Origin of the sequence: Novosphingobium sp. GV079 (genome assembly GCF_003058045.1) — a bacterium.
Lineage (GTDB): Bacteria > Pseudomonadota > Alphaproteobacteria > Sphingomonadales > Sphingomonadaceae > Novosphingobium > Novosphingobium capsulatum.
In genome coordinates, this window is record NZ_QBUE01000002.1 from 68,352 (window position 1) to 93,207 (window position 24,856).

Sequence of the window (24,856 nt, forward strand, 5' to 3'; positions counted from 1 at the left end):
ACCGTCCGTGACCAACCCCGATATTAACGCCAGCGCGCCACTGCCACATCGGCAGGCCGGCAACCCGCGCCCACCCCTTCGGACATCGTTGCCAGCGGCCCCTGCACTAGTTAGTGTGTCTAACGAACAAAAACACTGAGCAGGATGCGATAGCCATGACGACGACCGCCCCGACCGCCGCCGACCTTGCCGACGACATCCGTCGCGTCTTTGCCCTGCAACAGGCGCATCAGTGGGAGGCCAAGGCATCGAGTGCAGAAGTGCGCAAGGCCAAGCTGGCACGGCTGAAGGCGGCAGTGGAGGCCCATGCCGACGCCATTATTGCCGCCGTGCTGGAAGACACGCGCAAGCCGGTGGGCGAGATCCGCGTCACCGAGGTGCTCAATGTAACCGGCAATATCCAGCGCAATATCGACAATCTCGATGCCTGGATGGCGCCGACCGAGGTGACGCCGTCGCTCAATCCGGCCGATCGCGCACAGATCATCTACGAAGCACGGGGTGTCTGCCTCGTCCTCGGGCCGTGGAACTTTCCGCTCGGCCTGGCACTCGGGCCAGTGGCGGCAGCGATTGCGGCGGGCAACACCTGCATCGTCAAGCTGACCGACCTGTGCCCGGCGACCGCCCGCGTTGCGGCGACGATCATTCGCGAGGCATTCGACGAGAAGGATGTCGCGCTGTTCGAAGGCGACGTTTCGGTGGCCACGGCGCTGCTCGACCTGCCGTTTTCACATATCTTCTTCACCGGCAGCCCGCGCGTGGGCAAGATCGTCATGGCAGCGGCGGCAAAGCATCTGACCACGGTCACGCTCGAACTGGGCGGCAAGTCGCCGGTGATCGTCGATGACGGTGCCGATATCGGCAAGGTCGCAGCGCAACTGGCCGCCGCCAAGCAGTTCAACGGCGGGCAGGCCTGCATCAGCCCCGACTATGTCTTCGTCAAGGAAGCGCAGAAAGCCGCGCTGGTCGAAGGCTTTGCCGCCAGCGTCCGCGCCAATCTCTATGGCGACGATGGCCAGTTGAAAAAGGATGGCATTGCCCAGGTCGTCAACCAGGCCAATTTCGATCGCGTGAAAGGCATGTTTGATGATGCCGTGGCCAAGGGCGCCACGGTGGCCGTGGGCGGCACGTTCGAGGCCGAAGACCTGACCATCCACCCGACCATGCTCACCGACGTGACGCCGCAAATGACCATCCTGCAGGACGAGATTTTTGCGCCGGTCATCCCGGTGATGACCTATGAATCGCTCGACCAGGCGATCGGCTATATCGAGGCGCGCGACAAGCCGCTGGCCTTGTATGTCTATAGCCCCGACGAAAACGTGGTCGAGACGGTCTTGGCCCGTACCTCGTCTGGCGGGGTCACCGTCAACGGTGTGTTCTCGCACTACCTGGAAAACAACCTGCCGTTTGGCGGCGTGAACACCAGCGGCATGGGCAGCTACCACGGCTATTTCGGCTTCAAGTGCTTCAGCCATGAACGCGCGGTCTATCGCCACCAGTAAGCCGGAGGAGGGACAGGTTGCGGCGTCATGGTGGTTAGCTTGCGGTAACCTTTGGCTGCTAGGCTCGGGTTCAAGATGCCCAACCTGTCCAGACCCTTGCGCATGCACCTGCCCCGTCTTTCGCTCATGGCGCTGGCCGTGGGCAGCCTGGCCCTGGCCGGTTGCGAAAGCGAGCGCGACCGCAAGATGGAAGAGCGCATTGCCGCGGCCGAGGCCAAGGCCGCTGCCGCGGAAAAGCGCGCGGCGGCAGCAGAGGCCGCTGCTGGATCGACGTCACCCGTCACGACCGGCACCGTGAGCGACGAGAGCGACAGCCAGGAGGCAACCTCGGAAGACCAGCCGCCGGTGGAAGGTGACGTCGACCAGCAGCAGCAAAGCGACAACCAGCCATCGGCCGATTTCCAGCCCGACAACGAAGGACCGCAACTGGTGATCCAGCCGCCGCCGGTCGGCGTGCCTGGCCCGGTCGATGTGGGCAGCCCGCCAGTCGCTTCCTGATCGGCTGCCTCTTGCAGCCAAGGCACAGCTCTTGCACCCATGGAACAAGGCGCTATCACCCGCGCACCGTTCCCGGCAGGAGTTTAGCCCGATCATGACCGATACCGCCGCCCCTGCCACCGCGCCCGTGGTGTTCGTGCTCAACGGGCCGAACCTCAACCTTTTGGGCATGCGCGAGCCGGCCATCTATGGCCACGATACGCTCGACGATATTGCCGGCCGCCTGGAAGACCGCGCCCAGGACCTGGGCCTGACGGTGGACGTGCGCCAATCGAATCATGAAGGCCACCTAATCGACTGGCTGCACGAGGCCCAGGCCGTGGGCGCGCGCGCGGTGCTGCTCAATGCCGGCGCCTATACCCACACCAGCGTGGCGCTGCACGATGCGATCAAGGGCATCGTCACCCCGGTGATCGAAGTGCACCTTTCCAACCCGCACAAGCGCGAGGAATTCCGCCACAAGAGCTATGTTGGCATGGCGGCCAAGGCCACTGTCGCCGGGTTCGGGGCGGCGAGCTATATCGTCGCGCTCGACGCGGTTTTGCATCTTTAACCGCGCTTAGGCCCGGTTTTTCCCCGAAGGGTGGGCGATTTCGCCTGCCTTTCCCCTTGCCAGCGCGCCCCCGTGCGGGCATGGCGCTGCGCCAGACTTTCCCACCTGTGAGGTTAACAATGGGCCACGACACCGGCGACAAGCCCGCCGCAACCATGGCAATCGACAGCGCGCTTGTGCGCGAACTGGCCGAACTGCTGGCCGACACCGGGCTTTCCGAAATCGAAGTGGAAGACGGTGCCCGCAAGATCCGCGTGGCGCGCACGCTGACGGCCGCCCCGGTGGCACACATGGTGGCAGCGCCTGCTGCTGCCGTGGCCGCGCCGGCCGCTGCAGCCCCCGCCCCTGCGGCAGACGCCGCTCCCGCCGCCGCCGATCTGGCCGGCGCGGTGAAATCGCCGATGGTCGGCACCTGCTATCTCACCCCCGAGCCAGGCGCGCCCGCGTTCATCGCGGTGGGCCAGGCGGTGAAGGCCGGTGACACGCTGCTGATCGTGGAAGCGATGAAGGTGATGAACCCGATCACCGCGCCGGCCACCGGCACGATCAAGGCGATCCTGGTCGAAAACGCGCAGCCGGTCGAATACGACCAGCCGCTCGTGGTCATCGGCTAAGGACATAGAAAAGATGGCCATCAAGCGCCTGCTGATCGCCAATCGCGGCGAAATCGCGCTGCGCATCCATCGCGCCGCGCACGAAATGGGCATCGAAACGGTGGCGGTGCATTCCACCGCCGACGCCGATGCCATGCACGTGCGCCTGGCAGACCATGCCGTGTGCATCGGGCCGCCCGCCGCCAAGGACAGCTATCTCAACATCGCCGCGATCATTTCGGCGGCCGAGATCACCCAGGCCGACGCGATCCACCCCGGCTATGGCTTCCTGTCGGAAAACGCGCGCTTTGCCGAAATCGTCGAAGCGCACGACATTACCTGGATCGGTCCCAAGCCCGAGCACATCCGCACGATGGGCGACAAGGTGGAAGCCAAGCGCACCGCCGGCGCGCTCGGCCTGCCGCTGGTGCCCGGTTCGGACGGCGCGATTTCCGATGTGGAAGAAGCCCGCAAGATCGCCGAGGAAATCGGCTATCCGGTGATCATCAAGGCCGCTTCTGGCGGCGGCGGGCGCGGCATGAAGGTGTGCAACAGCCCGGATGACCTCGCCACGCTGATGCAGCAGGCTGGTTCTGAAGCCAAGGCTGCGTTCGGCGATGCCACGGTGTACCTCGAAAAGTATCTGGGCAATCCGCGCCACATCGAATTCCAGATCTTTGGCGACGGCAATGGCAAGGCCATCCACCTGGGCGAGCGCGACTGCTCGTTGCAGCGCCGCCACCAGAAGGTGCTGGAAGAAGCCCCCTCGCCGGTCATCTCGTCTGACGAGCGCGCCCGCATGGGTGGCGTTGTGGCCAAGGCGATGGCCGACATGGGCTATCGCGGCGCCGGCACGATCGAGTTCCTGTGGGAAAACGGCGAGTTCTATTTCATCGAAATGAACACCCGCCTGCAGGTGGAACACCCGGTGACCGAAGCGATCACCGGCGTCGACCTGGTGCGCGAGCAGATCCGTATTGCCGACGGCAAGCCGCTGTCGGTGACGCAGGACGAGATCGAGTTCAAGGGCCACGCGATCGAGTGCCGCATCAACGCGGAAGATCCCTTCACGTTCGCGCCCTCACCGGGCCTGGTGAAGAGCTATCACGCGGCCGGTGGCATGCACGTGCGCGTCGATAGCGGGCTCTATGCCGGCTACAAGATCCCGCCCTATTACGATTCGATGATCGCCAAGTTGATCGTCTATGGTCGCACCCGCGAAGGCTGCATCATGCGCCTCAAGCGCGCGCTGGAGGAAATGGTGATCGACGGGGTCAAGACCTCGATCCCGCTGCACCAGCGGCTGCTGGAAGATCCGACGGTTCTCGATGGCGGCTATTCGATCAAGTATCTTGAGGAATGGCTGGCCCAGGGCGGCGGCAAGTAACACGAAAAGGTCGCATCGCAAGATGCGGCCTTTTTTGTTGCTTGGACAAGCGGGACCCCGGATCAAGTCCGGGGTGACGACGACAATAGATTTACGTCACCCCGGACTTGATCCGGGGTCCCGCTGAACTTCCCGCGGCTTCCACGTGGCAACGCGCCAGAGATAGGCGCCGACCAGCACGGCTGTGAGCCCGAGCGAGGCCGGCCCGGTATAGGCGGCCACCTTTTCATAGTGCTGCCCCAGGTGCCAGCCGGCCCAGACCAGCAAACCGTTCCAGATCGCCGCGCCGGCAAAGGTGAAGACCAGAAAGCGCGCATGGCCCATGGCGGCGAGGCCCGCCGGCAGCGAGATCATCGTCCGCATCGCCGGCGAAAACCGCATCACGAACACCACCCATTGCCCGTGGCGGCGAAAGAACGCAACGAGGCGGCGCATCGCCGGCCAATCGAGCGTCAAAACGCGGCCATAGCGCGCCACGAACGGCCGCAGCCGCTGATAGCCAAGATGGCGGCCAAGCAGGAACCAGGCATAATTGCCCAGCGTGGAGCCGACCGTGCCGAAGATCATCAGCGGCACCACATCCATGCGCCCCTGGGCCACGGCAATGCCGCCGAGCCCCATGATCACCTCGGAGGGGATGGGCGGAAAGATGTTTTCCAGCGCCATCAGGAACGCGATGCCCCAATAGCCGCCGTCGGCAATAAGCTGCAAAATCCAGTCGTTCATGGTCGGAACAACGCGCGGAGCCGCAAACGGCCCCGCGCAAAAATCAAATCCGCCGTTCGATCGCGTCCCAGATCATGCTGCCGGTATCGCTGCCGTTGAACCGGTCGATCGCGACGATGCCGGTGGGCGAGGTGACATTGATTTCGGTGAGCCACTTGCCGCCGATCACGTCGATGCCCACGAAGATCAGGCCGCGCTTTTTCAGCTCGGGACCCATGGCTTCGCAGATTTCCTGCTCGCGCGCGGTCAGGGTGGCGGCCTCGGCGTAGCCGCCCACCGCCAGGTTGGAGCGGAACTCGCCCTCGCCCGGCTTGCGGTTGATCGCGCCGGCCACTTCGCCATCGACCAGCACGATGCGCTTGTCGCCCTCGGCCACTTCGGGAAGGAAGGGCTGGACCATGAACGGTTCGGGCCAGACCTGGCCGAACAGTTCGGCCAGCGCCGACAGGTTGCCGCCATCGGCATCAATCTTGAACACCGCCTTGCCGCCATTGCCATGCAGCGGCTTGACCACCACGGCGCGGTCACCATGCTTGTGCTGGAACGCGCGCACGTCGAGCGCCGAACGCGTGATCAGCGTGGGCGGCATGAAGCGCGCATAGTCGAGGACATAGACCTTTTCGGGCGCATTGCGGACCGAGCGGGGATCGTTGACCACCAGGGTCTCGCCCTCCAGCCGCTCCAGCAAGTGCGTGGCGGTGATATAGCCCAGGTCAAACGGCGGGTCCTGCCGCATCAGCACGACATCGACATCGCGGCCCAGATCGATCTTGCGCGTCTCACCCAGGTGATAGTGATCGCCTTCGACGTGCTGCACCGTGACTGGCGCCGCATCGGCCGTTACCCGGCCCGCTTCCCAGGCCAGGCTGGTGACGTGGTAATACCACAGTTCATGCCCGCGCGCCTGGGCGGACAGCATCAGGGCAAAGGTCGAATCGCCACCGATCTTGATCGAATGGAGAGGGTCCATCTGGACCGCAACGCGCAGGGTCAAGGCAGTGCTCCGAATGATATCCGTGGTCTTGCGGGTGGCCCGTTTAAAGGCGAATTGGCAGCAGCGCGACCAAAAAGGAGCCGCAACCGCATCAGGAAAAATCAACCATGCTTGCCGCCCGGCTTATCACCCCGTTTCTGTGCCTGATTGCCTGCGCGGTGGTACTGATCGACGTGCCGGGCCTGGTACACGCCTGATGGTCACGGCTGCCAGGCGTTGACGATGCGGCGCGGCCAGCGGCCCGGCGCAATCAGGATCACATCGATGCGCACATCATCGCCTGGCCCAGCATAGCGCGGCGCCAGTGCCTGCGCCGCACGGGCAACCCGCGCCAGGCGGCGGGCGTCGATCGCGGTATCGAGCGCGGCCGCGCTGGCCCGCCATTTCACCTCGACAAAGGCTACGGTGCGGCCCCGCCGCGCGACCAGGTCCACCTCGCCCACGCCGATCTTCACCCGCCGCGCCAGCACGCGCCAGCCGGTGAGCATCAGGTAGAGCCCGGCCAGCCATTCGCCGCGACGGCCCTGTGCCTCCGCCCGGGCGCGGTTCATGCCACCCTCTTCACGGGGCCTCTTTCAGCGCCATGGCACGGGCATAAAGCGCCTTGCGATCAAGGCCGTGCGCCTTGGCCACCTGCCCGGCCGCCTGCGAGGGCGACAGGTGCTCCAGCGCGGCGCGCAGCAGTGTGTCGACGTCATCGCCCGCTGGCGCAGCAGGCGCGGGCGGTGGGCCGGCCAGCAGCACGATCTCACCCTTGGGCGGATGGGCAGAGTAGTGCGCGATCAGTTCTTCGGGCGTGCCGCTGCGGCATTCCTCGTGCAGCTTGGTCAATTCGCGCGCGACGGCCAGTTCGCGCCCCGGCAGATGCTGTTCCATCGCCGTGAGCGAGGCAACCAGACGCGGCCCGGTTTCATAGAACACTAGCGTGGCCGGCGTTGCGGCCAGTTCGGCCAGCACATCGCCGCGCGCCTTGTCCTTGGACGGCAGGAAACCGGCAAACATGAAGCGGTCGGTCGGCAGGCCTGCCAGCGTCAGCGCCACGATCATCGCGCTCGGCCCCGGCACGCTGGTGACGGCAAGGCCCAGTTCACGTGCCTCGCGCACCAGGCGATAGCCGGGGTCGGAAATCAGCGGCGTGCCGGCGTCAGATACCAGCACGACCGACTTTTCGGCCATTTCACCGAGCAGCCGCTCGCGCACATCGGCCGAGGCGTGGTCATCATAGCGGCGCATGGCCTTGCGGATTCCCAGATGATTGAGCAACTTGCCCGTGACGCGGGTATCTTCGCAGGCTATGACGTCACACCGGGCGAGGATGTCGGCGGCACGGGCGGTGATATCGCCAAGATTGCCGATGGGCGTGGCCACGATATAGAGCCCGGGCGCAAGGGGTGGTGTATCCATTCCTTTTCCATGGACCGGCCTTACGGGAGCGGCAAGCAGATGATGATGGGCAAGAGCGGCAACAACGGCATTGCGGACGGCAGCAGGGCGCCTTCCGGCTTGAGCCGCCGCCGCATGGGCCAGTGGCTGGCGCTGTCGCTGCCGGCGGCGCTGCTGGCCGGCTGTTCGGTCATTCCCAAGCCCGGAACGCCAGGCACCCCGCCCCCGCCGCGCGAAACCGCGCCGCAAGAAAATGTGCTGCCGAGCGATGCCGGCCGCCACCGCGTGGCGCTGCTGGTGCCGCTGACCGGCCCCAACGCCGCGGTGGGCCAGGCGATTGCCAATGCCACCACGATGGCCCTGCTCGACACCAATGCGCAGTCCTTGCGCATCACCACCTATGATACCGGCGCTGGTGCTGCCGCAGCGGCCAGCAAGGCCGTACTCGATGGCAACCGCCTGATCCTGGGCCCGCTGACCTCGGAAGATGTCAGCGCCGTGGCTGGTGTAGCCCGCCAGGCCAAGGTGCCGATGATCACCTATTCCAACGACAGCGCGGTGGCCGATCGCGATGTCTTCGTGCTGGGCCAGGTGCCCGGCCAATCGATCGCCCGCGTGATCGGCTATGCCCACAGCCAGGGCATCCGCACCGTGGGTGCGATCGTGCCAAGCGGCACTTATGGCCAGCGGGTGAGCATCGCGCTGACCGATGCCGCACGGATGCAGGGCATTCGCCTGACTGCCATCGAAACCTATGACCGCAGCAATACCTCGGCCGCGAGCGCGGTGCGCCGGGTCAAGGCGCGCGGGCCGATCGATGCGCTGCTGATCGGCGATGGCGCGCGCATCGCGGTGCAGGCCGCGCCCTTTGCCAAGGGCACCCGCCTGCTGGGCACCGAACTGTGGAAGGGTGATCCGACGCTCGCCCGCACCCCGGCGATGAAGGGCGCGTGGTTCGCCGCGATTTCCGATGATCGCCTGCCGCGCTTTGAACAGTCCTACCGCCAGCGGTTTGGCGCCGCGCCCGCGCGCATCGCCACGCTGGGGTATGATTCGGTGCTGCTCACGCTCAATATCGCGCGCAGCTGGAAGCCGGGCACGCTGTTCCCCACGGCCAAGCTCTATGCCACCGATGGCTTCATCGGCACCGATGGCGTTTTCCGCTTTAACGCCAATGGCGTGGCCGAGCGCGCGCTGGAAGTGCGCGAGGTTTCGGGCGGCACCGTGGTGACGGTGTCGCGCGCGCCGGAAAAGTTCACGAACTAGGCGATTCCATCGGATAAGGGGGCCGGCACGGCTTGCGCGGCAATTCGCGCGTGTTCTATAGCCGTTCTCATGGCGACAGACGATTCCAGCTCCCTGTTCGACAAGCTGCCCCAGGGCAGCCCGCAAGAAAGCTATGATGGCTCTGCCATCGAGGTGCTTGAAGGGCTGGAACCGGTGCGACGCCGCCCCGGCATGTATATCGGCGGGACGGACGAGCGCGCGCTGCACCATCTGGTTGCCGAAGTGCTCGACAACGCGATGGACGAAGCCGTCGCGGGCCATGCCAACCGCATCGAGGTTTTCCTGGAAGCTGCCGATGGCGCCGCCGGCAAGGTGACGATCACCGACAACGGGCGCGGCATCCCGGTTGACGAGCACCCCAAGTATCTCGGCAAGTCTGCGCTGGAGGTGATCCTCACCACGCTGCATTCGGGCGGCAAGTTTTCGGGCAAGGCCTATGCCACCTCGGGCGGTCTCCATGGCGTGGGGATTTCGGTGGTCAACGCGCTGTCCACCCTCACCCGGGTGGAAGTCGCGCGGAACAAGGAACTCTATGCGCAGGAGTTTTCCTGCGGCCTGGCCAAGGGCCCGCTGGCCCGCGTCGGCAATGCGCCCAACCGGCGCGGCACGGCCGTCACCTTCATTCCCGACGCCACGATCTTTGGCGCCGACGCCAAGTTCAAACCGGCGCGCCTGTTCCGCCTGGTGCGGTCCAAGGCTTATCTGTTTGCCGGGGTGGAAATCCGCTGGAAGTGCGATCCCGCGCTTATTGCCGACGATACCCCGGCCGAGGCGGTGTTCCAGTTCCCCGGCGGCCTGGCCGATCACCTGGCCGAACAGGTCAAGGGCCGCGAATGCGTGACGGCCCTGCCCTTTGCCGGGCGGCAGGACTTTCCCGCCGGGCCCGATGGGCAGGAAATGGGCCGCGTGGAATGGGCGATCGCCTGGCCGCTGTGGTCTGACGGGGCCTATTCCTGGTACTGCAACACCATTCCCACCCCTGATGGCGGCACGCACGAGCAGGGCCTGCGCGCGGCGCTGACGCGCGGCATTCGCGCGTTTGGTGAACTGGTTGGCCAGAAAAAGGCCAAGGATATCACGCCCGAAGACATGATCACCGGCAGCGAGATCATGCTGTCGGTGTTCATCCGCGATCCCCAGTTCCAGAGCCAGACCAAGGACCGCCTCACCTCGCCCGAAGCCGCACGGCTGGTGGAAGCGGCAGTGCGCGACCATTTCGACCATTTCCTTACCGACAACATGGACCGTGGCCGCGCATTGCTCGGCGCGGTGATGGAGCGGATGGACGATCGCCTGCGCCGCAAGGCGGAGCGCGAGGTCAAGCGCAAGACCGCCACCAATGCGCGCAAGCTGCGCCTGCCCGGCAAGCTGACCGATTGTTCGGGCGAAGGCAGCGGCGAAACCGAACTGTTCATCGTCGAAGGCGATTCGGCTGGCGGCAGTGCCAAGCAGGCGCGTGACCGCAAGACGCAAGCGATCCTGCCCATTCGCGGCAAGATCCTCAACGTCGCCAGCGCCACGGCCGACAAGATCCGCGCCAACCAGGAAATCGCCGATCTGTGCCTGGCGCTCGGCTGCGGCACGCGCAAGGACTGCAACCCCGACGCGCTGCGCTATGACCGCGTGATCATCATGACTGACGCCGACGTCGACGGCGCGCACATCGCCACGCTGCTGATGACCTATTTCTTCCAGGAAATGCCCGAGATCGTGAAGCGCGGGCATCTCTACCTGGCGCAGCCGCCGCTCTATCGCCTCACCGCCGGCACGGTTTCGGCCTATGCCCGCGACGACGCGCACCGCGCCGAACTGGAATCGACCAAGTTCAAGGGCAAGAAGGTGGACGTGGGCCGGTTCAAGGGCCTGGGCGAAATGAACCCCGGCCAGTTGCGCGAAACCACCATGGCGCCCGCCAGCCGCAGCCTGCTGCGCATCACCCTACCGCCCGAATACGAAGGCCGCGCGGCAGTGAAAGACCTGGTCGACCGCCTGATGGGCCGCAACCCCGAACACCGCTTCATGTTCATCCAGAACCGCGCCGGCGATCTGGACCGCGACCTGATCGACGCCTGAGGCTTGGCGCGGCTGTCCGGACTAGGCGCTTTCGCTTAGCCCGGCATTGAAAGGCACCTAAGCAGACTGTGGCATTTCATCTGTTCGAGAACCGGCGGCCTGCGCTGCCGGCTGGCCAGGTGAGTGTCGATGGAATATCTCAAGAACGCGCCGATCCGCCGCAAGCTGTCGCGGCTTTTCGTGATCATTGCCGCGATGATCATGGCGGCCCTGGCGATGATCAGTGCCGGGCTGCACCAGATCAGCGCCAACGACGCTGAAATCACCGGCGACCACGTGCCGCAGGCGCTCCTGGCCAATGGCATGGACACCGCGATTGCCCAGATCGACGCCGATCTGCGCGCGCTCACCATGCCGTCATCCAGCCAGACGGCCGCCCGCTACACCGCGCGCATCGCCGAAAACCGCGCGATGATCGACAAGGCGGTGACCAGCCTCAAGGCCACCGACCTGGATGCCAACGAAGCCGGCTTTGTCGGCGATTTCGCCAAGGGCTGGACCAGCTATGCCACTGCGGCCGAACAGGTGCAGGCCCTGGCCGGCCAGGCCCACATGGCCGAAGCCCAGGGGTTGATCCAGCAAAACGAGGAACTGGCCCAGGGTATCGATTCCAGCCTCGACAAGCTGATCGACTATCAGCGTGGCCATATCACCCAGGCGACGGCCGCGGCCAACCAGGCATATTGGTTTTCGCTGATCACCGGGCTGGGCGCGCTGGCTGGGCTGATCGCGGTCCTGGTGTGGAGCTACCGCCTGCTCGAACGCCTGGTCGCCCGCCCGGTAGCCGAGGTGACCCAGGCGCTCACCCGGCTGGGCGCGGGAGACCGCACAGCGCAGGTCGATCACGCTGACAGCGCGGATGAACTCGGCGACCTGGCCCGTGCCTTTGGCGCACTGCGCGACCAACTCGCCACGGCCGACGCGGCCAAGGCAGCGCAGGTGGACCTGATCGTGCGCACGCTGGGCGTGGCCCTGGCCGACCTCAAGAGCGGCAACCTGGCGGCGCGGATCGAGGGCGGGCTCGAAGGCCCGTTTGCCCAGCTGCGCGACGATTTCAACACCATGGCGGCCGAACTGGGCAAAGTGATCGGCGCGGTGACCAGCGCGGCCGATAACGTGCGCACCGGATCGACCGAGATCCGCGCCGCGTCTGACGATCTTGCCCACCGTACCGAGGCCCAGGCGGCGCAACTGGAAACCGCCGCCACCGCCATGCGCAACGTGACGGCGATGGTGGACGATAGCGCGGCCAAGGCCGAAGCCGTGCGCCACACGATCGAGGAAACCGCTCTGGCTGCCAGCGACGGCGGCCAGGTGGTGACCGAAGCAGTGGCGGCGATGGATGGCATTGCCCGCTCGTCGCAGACGATCAACCAGATCATCGACCTGATCGATGGTATTGCCTTCCAGACCAACCTGCTTGCTCTCAACGCCGGGGTGGAGGCGGCGCGCGCGGGCGACGCCGGCAAGGGCTTTGCCGTGGTCGCCACCGAAGTGCGCGCCCTCGCCCGCCGCTCGGCCGACGCCGCACGCGATATCAAGGGGTTGATCGGGGAAAGCACCGGCCAGGTCGCCGCCGGGGTCCAGTTGGTGACCCGCACCGGCGAGGCACTGGAGGCGATCATCGCCCGCATCGGCAACGTGCGCGGCCTTGTCGCGGGTATTGCCGAAGCCACCGCCGATCAATCTGACAGCGTGAAGAAGGTCTATGAAACCGTCGGCTCGCTCGACCGGATGACCCAGCAGAACGCCGCCATGGTCGAAGAAAGCACGGCCGCCGCCCGCACCCTGGCGAGCGAGGCCGACGCGCTGGGCAACCTGGTCGCCCGCTTCCGCGCGGGCAGCAGCGGCCCCGCACACCGCGCGCCAGCGGTTGTTGCCGTCCCTTCGGCGGGCCCTGCCCCCCTGCCCGTTCCCACGCCAGTGGCAGCACCGGCGCCGCGCGCCCTGCCCACCCCCGCCGCTACCCCCGCCCCGCGCAAGATCAGCGCGGCTGGCGGCGGAGGCAGCGGCATGGAAGACTGGTCCGAGTTCTGATGGGCGCTCGGCTCAGCCGTCGCCGCTGGGACCGCTGGCGCCGTCGCTGCCGCCGGCGTCATCGTTGCGCTTGCCACGGATGAAATCGAAACGGATGCGCACCCAGGCGCCGACCTGGGGCGTGCCGTTGATGCGCGGGGGACGGACCAGGAATTGCCAGGCAGCCTGGCGCAGCACCCGGGCCATGCCCGAGCCGCGCGGGCTTTCGTCCAGTTCCTGGCAATCGTCGACATGGTAATCGGCAATCGTGCGGCAGGCGATGATCGCCCACCGGCCCGAGGCTTGCCCCGGCCGCATATAGCCATCGATTTCTGCGTCGCGCGGCTCGCGATACCACTGCGCATTGTAAAGGCGCGAACCATCGGGCGCGGTGCCGGCGGTGCCGCCGCCGCCACCGCCGGCCGAGGCCTGCTGCGCCGCGCTGCCGGTGCCAGCGGGGCCGGCCAGCTTGGAAATGTCGGACGCGGCAAAGTCTGACCGCTTCATCGGGATGAAGCCCTCGGGCCAGACCACCTTGTTGTCCGTCGGCACGACCACGCGCGGCGGAATGGCAGCAGCGGGCGCGGTCGCCGTGGCATGGGTGGCCTGCTGGGCGGCCTTCTGCTGCTTGGGTGTGGGGTTTTCGCTCTTGTCGCCGGCCGCAGCGGACAGATTGACCGCGGTGAGCGTGCCCCCCTCATGCTTGGCCGGTGGCTCGTAAAGGCCCACGGAGAGAAGTGCCGCCAGCAAAAGCAGCGACATGGCCAACGCCAGCACGAACGAGATGGAACGGCGGCGAGGGTCTGCGCCATAGCGCCCACCCCCTTCCGCAAGCAGCACGTCTTGCATCAAGGCTCCGTCACCGCAGGGTGCCCGTGCGCCGCGCATGCGCGCGGACACTCCTGCAAGCGGCCGCCCTATACCAAGGCTGCCACTGACAAAACCCTCCGATTGCGTCCCACCCTTCGCCAGCCCCAGAAAAAAAGCAGTGCGCGGGAAAGGATAGCCACCTCAATCGCGCGGGCCAAGCTTTTCCAGTTCCACGCTGTCGAACATGGTGCGCACGGCGGGGCGCTGCTTGATCTGCTCGATCCAGCGCACCAGGTGCGGCGTATCCTCGCGGTTGACCAGCTCGGCAAACCCGAACTGCATACCGTTGGCGATGGCGAAATTGCAGATATCCGCCAGGGTATATTGCCCCGGCACCAGCCATTCATGATCGCGCAGGTGATCGTCCAGGCGCCGCACCGAAAAGGCGATCTTGCGCATTTCCTCGTCCAGCAGGTCCTGCGGGAAGCCTTCGCGGGCGCGGCGCCATTTCACCTGTTGCTCGACCACGGGGATGGCCTTGACCTTGTTCTCGAACTCCTGGTCGGACAGGCCCTGCACCATCTTGCCGACATAGCGGTGCCAGCCGATGGTCGAGACGCACCAGCAGAAGTATTCGTCCACCCACTTGGTCCACACCCGCATCTGCGCGCGGCCAAAGCTGTCAGCCGGACGCAGCGAAACTTGCGTGGGATATTCATCTTCCAGGTATTCGCAGATCACCGTGCTTTCGGTGATGACCTTGTCGCCATCGACCAGCGCGGGAACCTGCCCGCGCGGGTTGATGGCCTTGAACCAGTCGGAATGATGCTCGAACTTGGCCGGGTCGAGCCGATTGGCCTGGAATGGCAGCCCCTTTTCGAACAGGGTCAGCAAGGGCTTCATGGAATTGGCGGCGGGACCGAAACTGTAGAGCTTGAGCATGGAGCCTGTTATCCTCGGGCCTGATATCCTCTCCCGGGCTGCGGCCCGGTCTTGTCCACGCAGCCTAACGATTGTTTGCAAACCTAACAATACCCGATCGGAGAATTCGCATGAGCTTTACCGGACACTGTGCATGCGGGGCGGTGAGCGCCACCATTTCTGCGCACGAGCCGGTGGCCGTGCGCCAGTGCTGGTGCCGGCAGTGCCAGCAGGCCGCTGCCGGCGGCTGCACCAACAATGCGGTGTTCCCGGCCGAGGCCGTTGCCATCGCGGGAACCCTGGGATCGTTTTCCTATGTGGCGCCATCGGGGAACACGCTCACCCAGTTTTTCTGCCCGGCCTGCGGCACCGGGGTCATGGCCCAGTCATCGGGTCGCATGCATCTGCGCACGGTGCGCCTGGGCTTTCTCGATCCCGGCCATGGGCTGGAACCCGATGCGGTGATCTGGACCGACGATGCGCCGGCCTGGGCGCAGATCGACCAGCGCGCCGCCAGCTTTGCCGGGCAACCGCCCGCGCCCGGCCAGCCGGCTCAATAAAGCAGGAAGGGCGCGCGTTCTTCGATCCAGCTGGCCTCGTCCGGGTCGGCCACGGCATCGAGATCACCGGCCTGCGCGGCGCGGTCATCGACCCATGCGCGCAAGGCCGGGCCGCCGTTGATCACGTCGATCGCCAGCTTGTCGAGCACGTATTCATAGGGGAAATCGCGCCACAGCGGATAATCGGGAGTGAGGTTGCGGATGGCCTTGAACGCCAGCGCCTGAAGCCGCCAGGGGCGGAACGCGGCGTGATCGTAAAACGGGCCTTCGGGATGCAGCATCAGGCCGTGGCACAGGTGGCCGACATGCTTGTGAAACGTCGGCTCGAACCAGCATTCGCGGATTGCGGTGCCGGCCAGCCAGTGCGGCGCCAGCCGGGCCATTTCTGCCTTCACGGCCAATGCATCGACATCCGGCGCGCCGAACAGCACTTCGAGCGGGCGGGTGGTGCCGCGCCCTTCGGAAAGGGTGGTGCCTTCAAGCATCACGGTGCCGGCATAGGCGCGCGCCATGGCCAGGCTTGCCGCATTGGGGCTCGGGTTGATCCAGATGCGGTTCTGCGGCCAGCCCATGCCCGGCGCGGCATCGGGGTGCCAGCCTTCCATCGTGATGACGCGGTAATCCACATCAAGGTTGTAGTGCGCGATGAACCAGCGGCCCATTTCGCCCAGCGTCATCCCATGGCGCATCGGCATCGGCCCGGCACCGACAAAGCTCTCCCAGCCCGGCACCAGCCGCGTGCCTTCGACCGGGCGCCCGGCCGGGTTGGGCCGATCGAGCACCCACACCGCCTTGCCGGTGCCGTGGCAGGCTTCCAGCAGATAGAGCAGCGTGGTCACGAACGTGTAGATGCGGCAGCCCAGATCCTGCAGATCGAACAGGAAGACATCGGCCGTATCGATCATCGCGGGCGTCGGCCGGCGCACTTCGCCATAGAGGCTGAACACCGGAATGCCCAAGGCCGGATCGCGATAGTCGGGCGATTCGACCATGTTGTCCTGCTTGTCGCCCTTCAGGCCATGTTGCGGCCCGAACGCGGCGCTGAGCGTCACGTCAGGGCATGCGGCCAGCGCATCGAGCGCGTGGACCAGGCCAGCGGTAAGCGAGGCGGGATGGGCCACCAGGGCCACGCGGCGGCCGGCTAGCGGCGCACGCAGCGTAGGCTCGGCCAGCAGGCGATCAAGTCCGGTCTTCATGGCGCGTGGGGTGCCTCAACCCGCGCGGCGAAGCAAGCTGCATGGTGGAAATCGGGTTTGCCGCGTGGATGGGCCAGCGCCCAATAGGATTTGACCCCGCCTGCCTCTTCCAGAACCGCGCTGAGCCCCATGCGCCAGGGCAGCGGCGGCAGGCCGGCAATCGGCAGCGCCGCATCGAAGATCAGCACATCCTGCCCACGACGCGGCGTGATCACCGGCTCGCGCGGGATCGGGCGCGGCGCCATACCCTCGCGATAGCCATCAAAGTCATAAGCCGCCCAGCGTTCCGAAGCGGCAAAGTTGAATTCGGCATAGGCGCCGCCGGCGGCCGGATCGTCTTCGCCCAGGAACAGTTCGAAGCAGGTCGACTGCCACAGGCCATCGGTGCGCGCACGGCCGGAAAACGGCGGCACGACCAACGCCGAGGTGCCCTCTACGCGCCAGCGCAGGCACAGCCAGTGATCGTCCATCGAGATGATGCGCGCCGCAACCTGCCGCACGGCCAGTGCCGGGTGATCGGGATGGGCAACAAGCAGCGCCGGTTCCAAGGCACGTCCTTTCATGCTAGGCGCCCCGCTCCACATCGAGGCAACCATGACCGAATACAAGTCCGACCTGCTGCGCCTGCTGTCCGAGCGGGGCCATATCCACCAGTTGACCGATGCGCAGGGCCTGGATGCCCTGGCGGCCAAGGAAATCGTGGTGGGCTATAATGGCTATGACGCCACCGCGCCATCGCTCCATGTCGGCAACCTCGCCTCTGTCATGCTGCTGCGCCGCCTGCAACAGGCCGGGCACAAGCCGATTGCGCTGATGGGCGGCGGCACCACCAAGATCGGCGATCCTTCGGGCAAGGACACCAGCCGGCAGATGCTGACCGAAGAGATCATCGCCAGCAACATCGCCGGGATCCGCAAGGTGTTCGACCGCCTGCTGACGTTCGACGACAGCGCCACCGGGGCCACGCTGGTCAACAACGACGAATGGCTGTCGAAGCTCGGCTATATCGACCTGCTGCGTGACGTGGGGCCGCACTTCACCGTCAACCGCATGCTGACCTTCGATTCGGTCAAGCTGCGCCTGGATCGCGAACAGCCGCTGACGTTCCTGGAATTCAACTACATGATTCTCCAGGCCTATGACTTCCGCGAGCTGGCGCTGCGCCATGGCTGTCGCCTGCAGTTCGGCGGGTCTGACCAGTGGGGCAACATCGTTAATGGCATCGAATTGACCCGGCGCATGAATGGGATCGAGGTGTTCGGTGCCACCACGCCGCTGCTGACCACCGCCGATGGCGCCAAGATGGGCAAGTCGGTCAACGGCGCGGTCTGGCTGAACGAGGAACAGCTGCCCAACTACGATTTCTGGCAGTTCTGGCGCAATACCGACGACCGCGACGTGGGCCGTTTCCTGCGCATCTTCACCGACGTTCCGCTCGATGAAATCGCCCGCCTGGAAGCGCTGCAAGGCAGCGAGATCAACGCCGCCAAGACGGTGCTGGCCAACGAGGTGACTGCGCTGATCCGCGGGCGGGAGGCTGCCGAGGCTGCCGAGGCAACGGCCAAGGCCACGTTTGCCGGCGGTGGCTTGGGCCAGAACCTGCCGACGCTTGAAGTGGGCGAGCCCACGATCAGCGTGATCGAAGCGCTGATCGGCCTGGGCTTTGCCGCGAGCCGGGGTGAGGCCAAGCGCCTGATCGCCGGCGGCGGCGCCCGGCTGGATGGCGAGGCGATCACCGACGATACCGCCGTTATCGCGGTTTCGGCCGAGCGTCGGTTGTCTTCCGGCAAGAAGAAGCACGGCATAATCAAGCCCGCTTAACGACTTGCCGTTGCAGGGCGGCGGCAGGCCGCTGCCGCCCATTAACCAAATCTAAGTCAATCTGGATGTATTTTTCCCGCCTGTAATCCCTCATACCGGCAGGAGAAGCCATGTCCGGCGGCGCGCAGCTTTCAGTGACCGACCTGCGCCGGTCTACCCGCCACCCCGTTCACCTGCCGGTGATCGGGGAGCATCGCCGCCTGGGCGACGTGATGCTGAACATCGTCAATATTTCCACGACCGGCTTCATGGTGCGCGACACGCTCGACCTTGGCCGGGGTGAGCGGGTGACCATCCGCCTGCCCCAGATCGGCCGGATCGAGGCGTTTCTGGTGTGGAGCGATGAAAGCCGTGCTGGCTTCCAGTTCGAGCGGATCGTGCGGCACGATGATTTTGCCAAGATGATCAAACAGCTCCAGCCCAACACCCGCCTGCGCGGCAAGGGCTGATCGGGCGGGGGGCTGATCGGGGCCCGGCGCGATTGGCGCCGATCATGATTTTCTGAAACGACGACAAACAATTGTTGGCTTGGCAAAGCACTGGGCCGCTGCCACAGACCAAGCCGTGACCGACACCCCTGCCCCGGCGCCCGATAGCCCTTCATCACCGTTCCAGATTGCCGATTTCCGGCGGTTCTGGGTGGCACGCCTGTTTTCCGTCCTGGCCACGTCCGGCATGGTCGTGGTGCTGGGGTACCAGCTTTATGACGTCGCGCGCGGCCAATATGGCATGGGCATCAAGGAAGCGGCGTTTCAGCTTGGCCTGATGGGGCTGGTGCAGTTCCTGCCGCAGTTCGTGCTTACGCCCGTCGCCGGCGTCGTCGCCGATCGGTTCGACCGGCGGGTGATCGCCGGGCTGACCATGGTACTCGACGCGCTGATCGCGCTGGTGCTGACGATCGCCACCGCCAGTGGCACGCTGTCTCTGCCGCTGCTGTTTGCCATGGCCGCAGCGCATGGCACCAGCCGCGTGTTCATCGGCCCGGCCCTGTCATCGATCGCGCCCAACATCGTGCCGGCCAAGCTCATGCCGCGGGCGGTGGCGATCAATTCCATGGCCTGGCAGATCGGTTCGATGGGCGGGCCAGCGCTGGCCGGCGTGCTCTTCGCCTTCTCTCCCGCCTTGCCCTATGGCGTTTCGGTGGCGCTGCTGGCCTTGGCCGCGTTCGGCGCATTCGGCATTCGCCGCCTGCCCCCGCCAGCGGAAAATCGCCGCACGCACCCGTTTCGGCAGGTCGCCGATGGCTTTCGCTTCGTGGCGCACGATCGGTTTCTGCTGGGCTGTATCACGCTCGATCTTTTTGCCGTGCTGCTGGGCGGCGCAACCGCGCTGCTGCCGGTCTATGCCCGCGATATCCTGACATTCGATGGCCATTCCGTGGGTTCCTATGGCCTGGGCGTGATGCGGGCCATGCCTGGGCTCGGTGCGGCGCTGGTCGCGGCATTCCTGGCGCGGCGCCCGGTCGAGCGCGAGGTCGGCGCCAAGATGCTGCTGGCGGTCGCCGCCTTTGGCGTGGCGACAATCGGCTTTGGCCTGTCGCGCAATCTGTTCCTGTCGCTGGCGATGCTGGTGCTGATCGGCGCGGCGGACATGGTTTCGGTCTATATCCGCACCACCTTGGTGCAATTGCACACGCCAGACACCGTGCGCGGCCGCGTCTCGGCCATCTCGGGCCTGGCGATTTCCTGCTCCAACGAACTGGGTGACATGCAATCGGGCGTGGCTGCGGCCCTGCTTGGCGCAACCGGGGCGGTTGTGTTTGGCGGGGTGGGTGCGATAGTCGTTACTCTGGCCTGGGCGATCGGCTTTCCCGAATTGCGCCGCGCCCGGACCTTTGCTGCAAAATACCAATCCTGACCCGCTCAACACCAAGGAGCACACGCGACATGAAAGCGGATTCCATTCTCGCCACGATCGGCAACACGCCGCATGTTCGCCTGTCCCGCCTGTTTCCCGACCACGAGGTATGGGTGAAGAGCGAGCGCACCAATCCAGGTGGCTCGATCAAGGACAGGATCGCATTGGCCATGATCGAGGCGGCCGAAGCCGACGGCAGCCTCAAGCCCGGCGGCACCATCGTGGAGCCGACCTCGGGCAATACCGGCATTGGCCTCGCCATGGTGGCGGCGGTCAAGGGCTACAAGCTCGTGCTCGTCATGCCCGAATCGATGTCGATCGAGCGGCGCCGGCTGATGCTTGCCTATGGGGCCACGTTCGATCTGACGCCGCGCGAAAAGGGCATGAAGGGCGCGATCGAGCGCGCCAAGGAACTGGTGGCCGAAACGCCGGGCGCCTGGATGCCCCAGCAGTTCGACAATCCCGCCAACGTGGCCGTGCACGTGCGCACCACCGCGCAAGAAATCCTGGCCGATTTCGCAGATAGCCCGATCGACGTGCTGATCACCGGGGTTGGCACCGGTGGCCACCTCACTGGTTGCGCCGAGGAACTCAAGAAGCACTGGCCCGATTTCAAGGCCTATGCCGTGGAACCGACGCTCTCGCCGGTCATTTCCGGGGGGCAGCCCGCGCCGCACCCGATCCAGGGCATCGGCGCCGGGTTCATTCCGGGCAACCTGCACACCCAGGCAATCGACGGTGCGATCCAGGTCGATCCGGCCGATGCCAAGGAATGGGCCTGCCGCTCGGCGCGTGAGGAAGGCCTTCTAGTCGGCATCTCCTCTGGCGCGACGCTGGCCGCCATCGCCGCCAAGCTGCGCGAACTGACCGCCGGCAGCCGCGTGCTCGGCTTCAACTATGACACCGGCGAGCGCTACCTCTCGGTGCCCGATTTTCTTCCGGAGTAACCAGCCTTGAGCCTTGAACGCATCGATTATGCGCATGGTGACGTGGCGCTGACGGGGTGGCTTGCCCGCCCCGAAGGCACCCCGCGCGGCGCGATCCTGATCCTGCCCACCATCGCCAACGTCAACGCCGGAATGGAACAGCGTGCGCGCATGCTGGCCGATCAAGGCTTTGTTGCCATGGTCGCCGATTTCTATGGCGAGCCGGTGGAAAGCTTTGAAGCGTCGTTCCCGCTGGGCAATGCCCTGCGTGCCGATGTCGATCACTACCGCGCCCGCATCACCGCCGGGCTCGACGCGCTGGCCAAGGCGGCGCGGGGGCTGACGCTGTCGGCGATCGGCTATTGCATGGGCGGCCAGGCGGCGCTGGAACTGGCGCGCATGGGCGCACCGATCGTGCTGGCGGCCAGCTTCCACGGCCTGCTCACCTCTGATCGCCCGGCCACGGCGGAAACCCCGATCAAGCCGCGCCTGCTGATCTGCCACGGCGATGCCGATCCGCTCGTCCCGCGCGAGCAGGTACTGGATTTCTGGAAGGAAATGGATGCCGCCAGCGGCAACTGGCACTTCCATGCCTATGCCGGGGTCAAGCACGGGTTCACCGATCCCGACAGCGAGGCGCGCGGCAAGGATTTCCTCGGCTACAACGCCAGCGCCGACCGCCAATCGTGGCTGGCGCTGACCGCGCTGCTCGACGAAATCTATAGCTGATACCCATCCGCCGCGGGGCGGTGGCCGGCCGATCAGGCCGGGCCGCCGCCCTCGGCACCTTCCAGTTGCTGCACTTGCGCGACGAAGCCTTCCAGCTCGGCAATCGTGCTGGCGATATCGGCCTGCTGGCGCACCAGAGCAGCGATGCGTTCGCGGCACTTGGCGATCGTCACCTTGCGCTGCTGCGCGCGGCCATCGCCCAGATCGTAGAGATCGATCATCTCGCGAATGTCAGCCAGGCTGAAACCCACATTCTTGGCGCGCATGATCCACGCCAGCCGCGCCCGATCACGCCGGGAATAAATCCGTGTCGTGCCGTGCCGCGTCGGCGAAATCAGGCCCTCGTCCTCGTAGAACCGCAGCGCACGCGCGGTTACGCCGAATTCGGCCGACAGGTCGGTGATGGTGAACTGGTCGCGGGCCAGGGCATCGGGCCGGTCGAGATGGCCGGTGTGGGAAGAGGCGGGCACGGTGTCCATGCCCGCCACGATACCGCGCAGCTTACGTAAACGTCAAACCTCAATCCGCTCCAGCGTCCCTTGCGGGGTAATCCGGCGATAGAAGCAGCTTTGCGCCAGGGTGTGGCAGGCCGGGCCAGCCGGCTCGACCCGCAGTTCAAGCGCATCCTGGTCACAGTCCACGCGGATTTCGAGCACCTTGAGCACGTGGCCCGAGGTTTCGCCTTTCATCCACTGCTTCTGGCGCGAGCGCGACCAGAAGTGCGCCAGGCCGGTTTCGCGCGTGCGGGTGATCGCCTCGGCATCCATGTGCGCCAGCATCAGCAACTGCCCGGTGCGGTGATCGATCGCCACGGCGGTGACCAGGCCGTGAGAATCGAAGCGCGGCATGAATGCGCTGCCCTGTTCGCGCTGTAGCGAATCGTTATCGACCGACACGGTAGGTAATTCCCTTCTGCAAACGGGCTGCCACAGCATACATTGTTGCACGATAACCACATGGCCTGGGCAAAATCGGCGGCATACGCATGTCCCCCTTCCTTCCGGCGGCGCAATCGTCAAGAAAGAACGTGCGGTTTGAGGGAACCGCGATCTGAACCGCCGAAAGGCGGCGCGGCAAGCGCCAAAGTTCAGGGACACGCGAGGGACCGGGGGGCTGGTTCGACCTTCTGACTAGGAAGGCGCAGCCATCTGGAGATATTGAGCGACGGGGTTACGGTCAGGGCCGAGAGGGAGCCCCGTCAATCACAAGGTTTCGTCACGAAACGCCCGGGCCGCAAGGTTCCGGGCGTTTTCGGTTTGATGCCGCTTGCATCGCGCCTGTCGCCCGCGAATCAACTCTCCTTTTTTACCCCCGCCCTTCGGCCTCGCGCAGCACGCGGGCAAAGCAGGCGATCTTGACCTTGGCCGCGCCGGCGCGGCGAAGCGCCCGCACGCAGGCATCGCTGGTGGCGCCGCTGGTCAGCACGTCATCGACCAGCAGCACCTGCGCGCCGCGCAGCGCAGGGGCGTGGCGCGGATGAGGCGCGATGGCGCCCGCCAGCGCCTGCGCGCGCGCCTTGGCACCCAAACCGCCGAGCGAAGGCGTGCGCTTGCGCCGCACCAGCGCATCGACCAGCAGGCGCTGCCCGATCGCCCGCGCAATCTGCGTTGCCAGCAACGCTGACTGATTATAGCCGCGCTGCCACAGCCGCCAGCGGTGCAGCGGCACCGGCACGATCAGCCATTCCCCGTCGAGTGGCGGCAGCCGCGCCACCATCAGGCGTGCCATCAGCCCGGCAAGGCCCACCTTGCGGCCATGCTTGAATCGCAGCACCAGGGTGCGTGTGGCATCGCCATAGAGCGTGGCGGCAGCAATCCCATCATGCCGTGGCGGCTGCGCCATGCAGGGGGCGCACAGCGCTGTCTCGTCACGCGCCAGGCTGGTTTCCAGGGGGCGCTGGCACAAGTGGCAGCTCGGCTCCCCGGGAATTTCCAGGTTGGCCCAGCACGCGGCGCACAGCCCGCCATGCGTGGCCAGGGTTTCCCCGCACAGCGGGCAGCGCGGCGGAAACAGCAGGTCAACGACCGGGGCAAGAAACGCGGGGCGCACCATCGCCGACCATGCTTCCACCAGCGCAAGAGGCTTGGCAAGCGCGCAGCTTGCGGGCAGGCAGCACGGCATGGCCCAAACCACGCCCCCCGCCCCGCCCGAAATCTTTGCCCGCCACCGCCGCCTGGCCCAGCGCGCGCGCATGCGCCGCCTGGCAACGCGGCCCGATGCCGCGCGCTTTCTGGCCGATGACATGATCGAGGACATGCTCGATCGCCTCGCGTTCCTGCGCCACACGCCACAAACCGCGCTGATTATCGGCGATGTGGACCATACTCTGGGCGCCGCGCTGGCCGCGCAAGGCGTGGCCGTCACCCACGCTGATCCCGCCGCGCTGCCCGGCGAAACCGGGGTGGACCAGGAAGCCCCCCTACCCTTTGCCGAGGGGTTTGATTTCATCGCCGTGCTGGGTACGCTCGACACAGTGAACGATCTGCCCGGCGCGCTGGTCCACCTGCGCCGCGCGCTGGCGCCCGATGGCCTGGCGATGGTGAGCTTTACCGCCGCCGGCAGCCTGCCGGCGCTGCGCAGCGTGATGCTGGCTGCTGACGCGGATCGGCCTGCCCCGCGCGTACACCCGCAGGTGGATGTGCGCGCCGGCGGTCAATTGCTGCAGCGCGCCGGCTTTGCCGATCCGGTGATCGACAGCCGCAGCCTGGCGGTGCGCTATCGCAGCCTGTCGCGCTTGGTGCAGGACCTGCGCGACCAGGGCCTGTCCAACTGCCTCGCCCGCCCCGGCGCGCCGCTCGGCAAGGCTGCCCTGGCGCGCGCGCAAGACGCCTTTGCCGCCGCTGCTGATGCAGAAGGGCGGGTTACCGAGACGTTCGAGATCCTGACGCTGAGCGGCTGGGCCAAGCCGCTGCGCGCGCCGAAGTTTTAGGCGGAACGCCCCCTCCACCACCGCTGCGCGGCGGTCCCCCTCCCCATGCCATGGGGAGGATCGCCAAGGTCCTCCCCACAACGTGGGGAGGG

26 protein-coding genes are annotated in these 24,856 nt (G+C 66.2%); 15 read left to right on the forward strand and 11 right to left on the reverse strand.

The window, feature by feature from the left end; genetic code table 11:
• The first annotated feature begins 155 nt into the window (after window positions 1–155).
• The 5 genes from C8K14_RS02165 (at window position 156) to accC (ending at window position 4,536) form a co-directional block, all read left to right on the forward strand.
• Window positions 156–1,505 carry an aldehyde dehydrogenase family protein gene (locus C8K14_RS02165; protein ID WP_107715559.1) on the forward strand — a complete coding sequence of 450 codons (1,350 nt, stop codon included), beginning with the start codon at window positions 156–158 and terminating at the stop codon, window positions 1,503–1,505.
• Window positions 1,506–1,580: 75 nt separating this feature from the next.
• The gene (locus C8K14_RS02170) at window positions 1,581–2,003 is read left to right on the forward strand and encodes a hypothetical protein (RefSeq protein WP_133726746.1); all 423 of its coding nucleotides are present in this window, start codon (window positions 1,581–1,583) and stop codon (window positions 2,001–2,003) included.
• A gap of 94 nt (window positions 2,004–2,097) precedes the next feature.
• On the forward strand, window positions 2,098–2,556 hold the full coding sequence (gene aroQ, locus C8K14_RS02175; RefSeq protein WP_022675254.1) for a type II 3-dehydroquinate dehydratase: 459 nt from the start codon (window positions 2,098–2,100) through the stop codon (window positions 2,554–2,556).
• A gap of 119 nt (window positions 2,557–2,675) precedes the next feature.
• Complete coding sequence (accB, locus tag C8K14_RS02180) at window positions 2,676–3,170, forward strand: acetyl-CoA carboxylase biotin carboxyl carrier protein (protein ID WP_054130953.1); 495 nt, start codon at window positions 2,676–2,678, stop codon at window positions 3,168–3,170.
• A gap of 13 nt (window positions 3,171–3,183) precedes the next feature.
• The gene (gene accC, locus C8K14_RS02185) at window positions 3,184–4,536 is read left to right on the forward strand and encodes an acetyl-CoA carboxylase biotin carboxylase subunit (RefSeq protein WP_022675256.1); all 1,353 of its coding nucleotides are present in this window, start codon (window positions 3,184–3,186) and stop codon (window positions 4,534–4,536) included.
• 96 nt (window positions 4,537–4,632) lie between these two features.
• Here accC and C8K14_RS02190 read toward each other — a convergent pair whose 3' ends face one another.
• The 4 genes from C8K14_RS02190 to rsmI form a co-directional block, all read right to left on the reverse strand.
• Complete coding sequence (locus C8K14_RS02190) at window positions 4,633–5,262, reverse strand: DedA family protein (protein WP_107715561.1); 630 nt, start codon at window positions 5,260–5,262, stop codon at window positions 4,633–4,635.
• Between the two features lie 43 nt (window positions 5,263–5,305).
• On the reverse strand, window positions 5,306–6,256 hold the full coding sequence (gene gshB, locus C8K14_RS02195; RefSeq protein WP_107715562.1) for a glutathione synthase: 951 nt from the start codon (window positions 6,254–6,256) through the stop codon (window positions 5,306–5,308).
• A gap of 200 nt (window positions 6,257–6,456) precedes the next feature.
• Window positions 6,457–6,807: a YraN family protein gene (locus C8K14_RS02200; RefSeq protein WP_107715563.1), complete on the reverse strand. Its 351-nt coding sequence runs from the start codon at window positions 6,805–6,807 to the stop codon at window positions 6,457–6,459.
• 10 nt (window positions 6,808–6,817) lie between these two features.
• Complete coding sequence (gene rsmI / locus C8K14_RS02205; RefSeq protein ID WP_107715564.1) at window positions 6,818–7,660, reverse strand: 16S rRNA (cytidine(1402)-2'-O)-methyltransferase; 843 nt, start codon at window positions 7,658–7,660, stop codon at window positions 6,818–6,820.
• Between the two features lie 39 nt (window positions 7,661–7,699).
• Here rsmI and C8K14_RS02210 point away from each other — a divergent pair, with 39 nt between their 5' ends.
• The 3 genes from C8K14_RS02210 (at window position 7,700) to C8K14_RS02220 (ending at window position 13,036) form a co-directional block, all read left to right on the forward strand.
• The gene (locus C8K14_RS02210) at window positions 7,700–8,905 is read left to right on the forward strand and encodes a penicillin-binding protein activator (protein WP_369974354.1); all 1,206 of its coding nucleotides are present in this window, start codon (window positions 7,700–7,702) and stop codon (window positions 8,903–8,905) included.
• Between the two features lie 69 nt (window positions 8,906–8,974).
• A complete protein-coding gene (locus C8K14_RS02215) occupies window positions 8,975–10,999 on the forward strand; it encodes a DNA topoisomerase IV subunit B (protein WP_107715565.1) in 2,025 nt (674 codons plus the stop codon).
• Window positions 11,000–11,128: 129 nt separating this feature from the next.
• The gene (locus C8K14_RS02220) at window positions 11,129–13,036 is read left to right on the forward strand and encodes a methyl-accepting chemotaxis protein (protein ID WP_107715566.1); all 1,908 of its coding nucleotides are present in this window, start codon (window positions 11,129–11,131) and stop codon (window positions 13,034–13,036) included.
• A gap of 12 nt (window positions 13,037–13,048) precedes the next feature.
• Here C8K14_RS02220 and C8K14_RS02225 read toward each other — a convergent pair whose 3' ends face one another.
• Window positions 13,049–13,864 (reverse strand): hypothetical protein, encoded by an 816-nt coding sequence (locus tag C8K14_RS02225; protein ID WP_107715738.1) that lies wholly within the window; start codon window positions 13,862–13,864, stop codon window positions 13,049–13,051.
• Window positions 13,865–14,026: 162 nt separating this feature from the next.
• Window positions 14,027–14,767 (reverse strand): glutathione S-transferase family protein, encoded by a 741-nt coding sequence (locus tag C8K14_RS02230; RefSeq protein WP_107715567.1) that lies wholly within the window; start codon window positions 14,765–14,767, stop codon window positions 14,027–14,029.
• A 110-nt stretch (window positions 14,768–14,877) separates the two neighbouring features.
• Here C8K14_RS02230 and C8K14_RS02235 point away from each other — a divergent pair, with 110 nt between their 5' ends.
• Window positions 14,878–15,306: a GFA family protein gene (locus C8K14_RS02235; protein ID WP_062782320.1), complete on the forward strand. Its 429-nt coding sequence runs from the start codon at window positions 14,878–14,880 to the stop codon at window positions 15,304–15,306.
• On the opposite strand, the gene C8K14_RS02240 is transcribed toward C8K14_RS02235, so the two are convergent.
• Together C8K14_RS02240 and C8K14_RS02245 are read right to left on the reverse strand one after the other, a co-directional pair.
• Window positions 15,300–16,502 carry an exo-beta-N-acetylmuramidase NamZ domain-containing protein gene (locus C8K14_RS02240; protein WP_107715568.1) on the reverse strand — a complete coding sequence of 401 codons (1,203 nt, stop codon included), beginning with the start codon at window positions 16,500–16,502 and terminating at the stop codon, window positions 15,300–15,302. The genes C8K14_RS02235 and C8K14_RS02240 overlap by 7 nt on opposite strands.
• The gene (locus C8K14_RS02245; RefSeq protein WP_233250865.1) at window positions 16,499–17,065 is read right to left on the reverse strand and encodes a DOMON-like domain-containing protein; all 567 of its coding nucleotides are present in this window, start codon (window positions 17,063–17,065) and stop codon (window positions 16,499–16,501) included. Before C8K14_RS02245 ends, C8K14_RS02240 begins: the two co-directional genes overlap by 4 nt.
• 31 nt (window positions 17,066–17,096) lie before the next feature.
• Here C8K14_RS02245 and tyrS point away from each other — a divergent pair, with 31 nt between their 5' ends.
• The 5 genes from tyrS (at window position 17,097) to C8K14_RS02270 (ending at window position 21,835) form a co-directional block, all read left to right on the forward strand.
• A complete protein-coding gene (tyrS, locus tag C8K14_RS02250; RefSeq protein WP_107715569.1) occupies window positions 17,097–18,323 on the forward strand; it encodes a tyrosine--tRNA ligase in 1,227 nt (408 codons plus the stop codon).
• A gap of 110 nt (window positions 18,324–18,433) precedes the next feature.
• Complete coding sequence (locus tag C8K14_RS02255) at window positions 18,434–18,772, forward strand: PilZ domain-containing protein (RefSeq protein ID WP_022675765.1); 339 nt, start codon at window positions 18,434–18,436, stop codon at window positions 18,770–18,772.
• A gap of 115 nt (window positions 18,773–18,887) precedes the next feature.
• On the forward strand, window positions 18,888–20,180 hold the full coding sequence (locus C8K14_RS02260; RefSeq protein ID WP_028657730.1) for an MFS transporter: 1,293 nt from the start codon (window positions 18,888–18,890) through the stop codon (window positions 20,178–20,180).
• A gap of 29 nt (window positions 20,181–20,209) precedes the next feature.
• Window positions 20,210–21,127: a cysteine synthase A gene (gene cysK, locus C8K14_RS02265; protein WP_107715570.1), complete on the forward strand. Its 918-nt coding sequence runs from the start codon at window positions 20,210–20,212 to the stop codon at window positions 21,125–21,127.
• Between the two features lie 6 nt (window positions 21,128–21,133).
• On the forward strand, window positions 21,134–21,835 hold the full coding sequence (locus tag C8K14_RS02270; protein ID WP_107715571.1) for a dienelactone hydrolase family protein: 702 nt from the start codon (window positions 21,134–21,136) through the stop codon (window positions 21,833–21,835).
• A gap of 32 nt (window positions 21,836–21,867) precedes the next feature.
• Here C8K14_RS02270 and C8K14_RS02275 read toward each other — a convergent pair whose 3' ends face one another.
• From C8K14_RS02275 to C8K14_RS02285, 3 genes are all read right to left on the reverse strand, one after another.
• A complete protein-coding gene (locus tag C8K14_RS02275; protein ID WP_107715572.1) occupies window positions 21,868–22,314 on the reverse strand; it encodes a MerR family DNA-binding transcriptional regulator in 447 nt (148 codons plus the stop codon).
• A gap of 33 nt (window positions 22,315–22,347) precedes the next feature.
• Window positions 22,348–22,683: a phosphoribosyl-AMP cyclohydrolase gene (gene hisI, locus C8K14_RS02280; protein ID WP_062782959.1), complete on the reverse strand. Its 336-nt coding sequence runs from the start codon at window positions 22,681–22,683 to the stop codon at window positions 22,348–22,350.
• Window positions 22,684–23,140: 457 nt separating this feature from the next.
• A complete protein-coding gene (locus tag C8K14_RS02285; protein ID WP_107715740.1) occupies window positions 23,141–23,887 on the reverse strand; it encodes a ComF family protein in 747 nt (248 codons plus the stop codon).
• A gap of 67 nt (window positions 23,888–23,954) precedes the next feature.
• Here C8K14_RS02285 and C8K14_RS02290 point away from each other — a divergent pair, with 67 nt between their 5' ends.
• Window positions 23,955–24,764 carry a methyltransferase domain-containing protein gene (locus C8K14_RS02290; RefSeq protein WP_107715574.1) on the forward strand — a complete coding sequence of 270 codons (810 nt, stop codon included), beginning with the start codon at window positions 23,955–23,957 and terminating at the stop codon, window positions 24,762–24,764.
• Window positions 24,765–24,856: the final 92 nt, after the last annotated feature.

Coding starts and splice junctions, on each gene's coding strand:
- C8K14_RS02165 (WP_107715559.1), top strand. CDS start 156: ATGACGACGACCGCCCCGACCGCCGCCGACCTTGCCGACGACATCCGT.
- C8K14_RS02170 (WP_133726746.1), top strand. CDS start 1,581: ATGCCCAACCTGTCCAGACCCTTGCGCATGCACCTGCCCCGTCTTTCG.
- aroQ (WP_022675254.1), top strand. CDS start 2,098: ATGACCGATACCGCCGCCCCTGCCACCGCGCCCGTGGTGTTCGTGCTC.
- accB (WP_054130953.1), top strand. CDS start 2,676: ATGGGCCACGACACCGGCGACAAGCCCGCCGCAACCATGGCAATCGAC.
- accC (WP_022675256.1), top strand. CDS start 3,184: ATGGCCATCAAGCGCCTGCTGATCGCCAATCGCGGCGAAATCGCGCTG.
- C8K14_RS02190 (WP_107715561.1), bottom strand. CDS start 5,262: ATGAACGACTGGATTTTGCAGCTTATTGCCGACGGCGGCTATTGGGGC.
- C8K14_RS02200 (WP_107715563.1), bottom strand. CDS start 6,807: ATGAACCGCGCCCGGGCGGAGGCACAGGGCCGTCGCGGCGAATGGCTG.
- rsmI (WP_107715564.1), bottom strand. CDS start 7,660: ATGGATACACCACCCCTTGCGCCCGGGCTCTATATCGTGGCCACGCCC.
- C8K14_RS02210 (WP_369974354.1), top strand. CDS start 7,700: ATGATGATGGGCAAGAGCGGCAACAACGGCATTGCGGACGGCAGCAGG.
- C8K14_RS02215 (WP_107715565.1), top strand. CDS start 8,975: ATGGCGACAGACGATTCCAGCTCCCTGTTCGACAAGCTGCCCCAGGGC.
- C8K14_RS02220 (WP_107715566.1), top strand. CDS start 11,129: ATGGAATATCTCAAGAACGCGCCGATCCGCCGCAAGCTGTCGCGGCTT.
- C8K14_RS02225 (WP_107715738.1), bottom strand. CDS start 13,864: ATGCAAGACGTGCTGCTTGCGGAAGGGGGTGGGCGCTATGGCGCAGAC.
- C8K14_RS02230 (WP_107715567.1), bottom strand. CDS start 14,767: ATGCTCAAGCTCTACAGTTTCGGTCCCGCCGCCAATTCCATGAAGCCC.
- C8K14_RS02235 (WP_062782320.1), top strand. CDS start 14,878: ATGAGCTTTACCGGACACTGTGCATGCGGGGCGGTGAGCGCCACCATT.
- C8K14_RS02240 (WP_107715568.1), bottom strand. CDS start 16,502: ATGAAGACCGGACTTGATCGCCTGCTGGCCGAGCCTACGCTGCGTGCG.
- C8K14_RS02245 (WP_233250865.1), bottom strand. CDS start 17,065: ATGAAAGGACGTGCCTTGGAACCGGCGCTGCTTGTTGCCCATCCCGAT.
- tyrS (WP_107715569.1), top strand. CDS start 17,097: ATGACCGAATACAAGTCCGACCTGCTGCGCCTGCTGTCCGAGCGGGGC.
- C8K14_RS02255 (WP_022675765.1), top strand. CDS start 18,434: ATGTCCGGCGGCGCGCAGCTTTCAGTGACCGACCTGCGCCGGTCTACC.
- cysK (WP_107715570.1), top strand. CDS start 20,210: ATGAAAGCGGATTCCATTCTCGCCACGATCGGCAACACGCCGCATGTT.
- C8K14_RS02275 (WP_107715572.1), bottom strand. CDS start 22,314: ATGGACACCGTGCCCGCCTCTTCCCACACCGGCCATCTCGACCGGCCC.
- hisI (WP_062782959.1), bottom strand. CDS start 22,683: ATGCCGCGCTTCGATTCTCACGGCCTGGTCACCGCCGTGGCGATCGAT.
- C8K14_RS02285 (WP_107715740.1), bottom strand. CDS start 23,887: ATGGTGCGCCCCGCGTTTCTTGCCCCGGTCGTTGACCTGCTGTTTCCG.
- C8K14_RS02290 (WP_107715574.1), top strand. CDS start 23,955: ATGGCCCAAACCACGCCCCCCGCCCCGCCCGAAATCTTTGCCCGCCAC.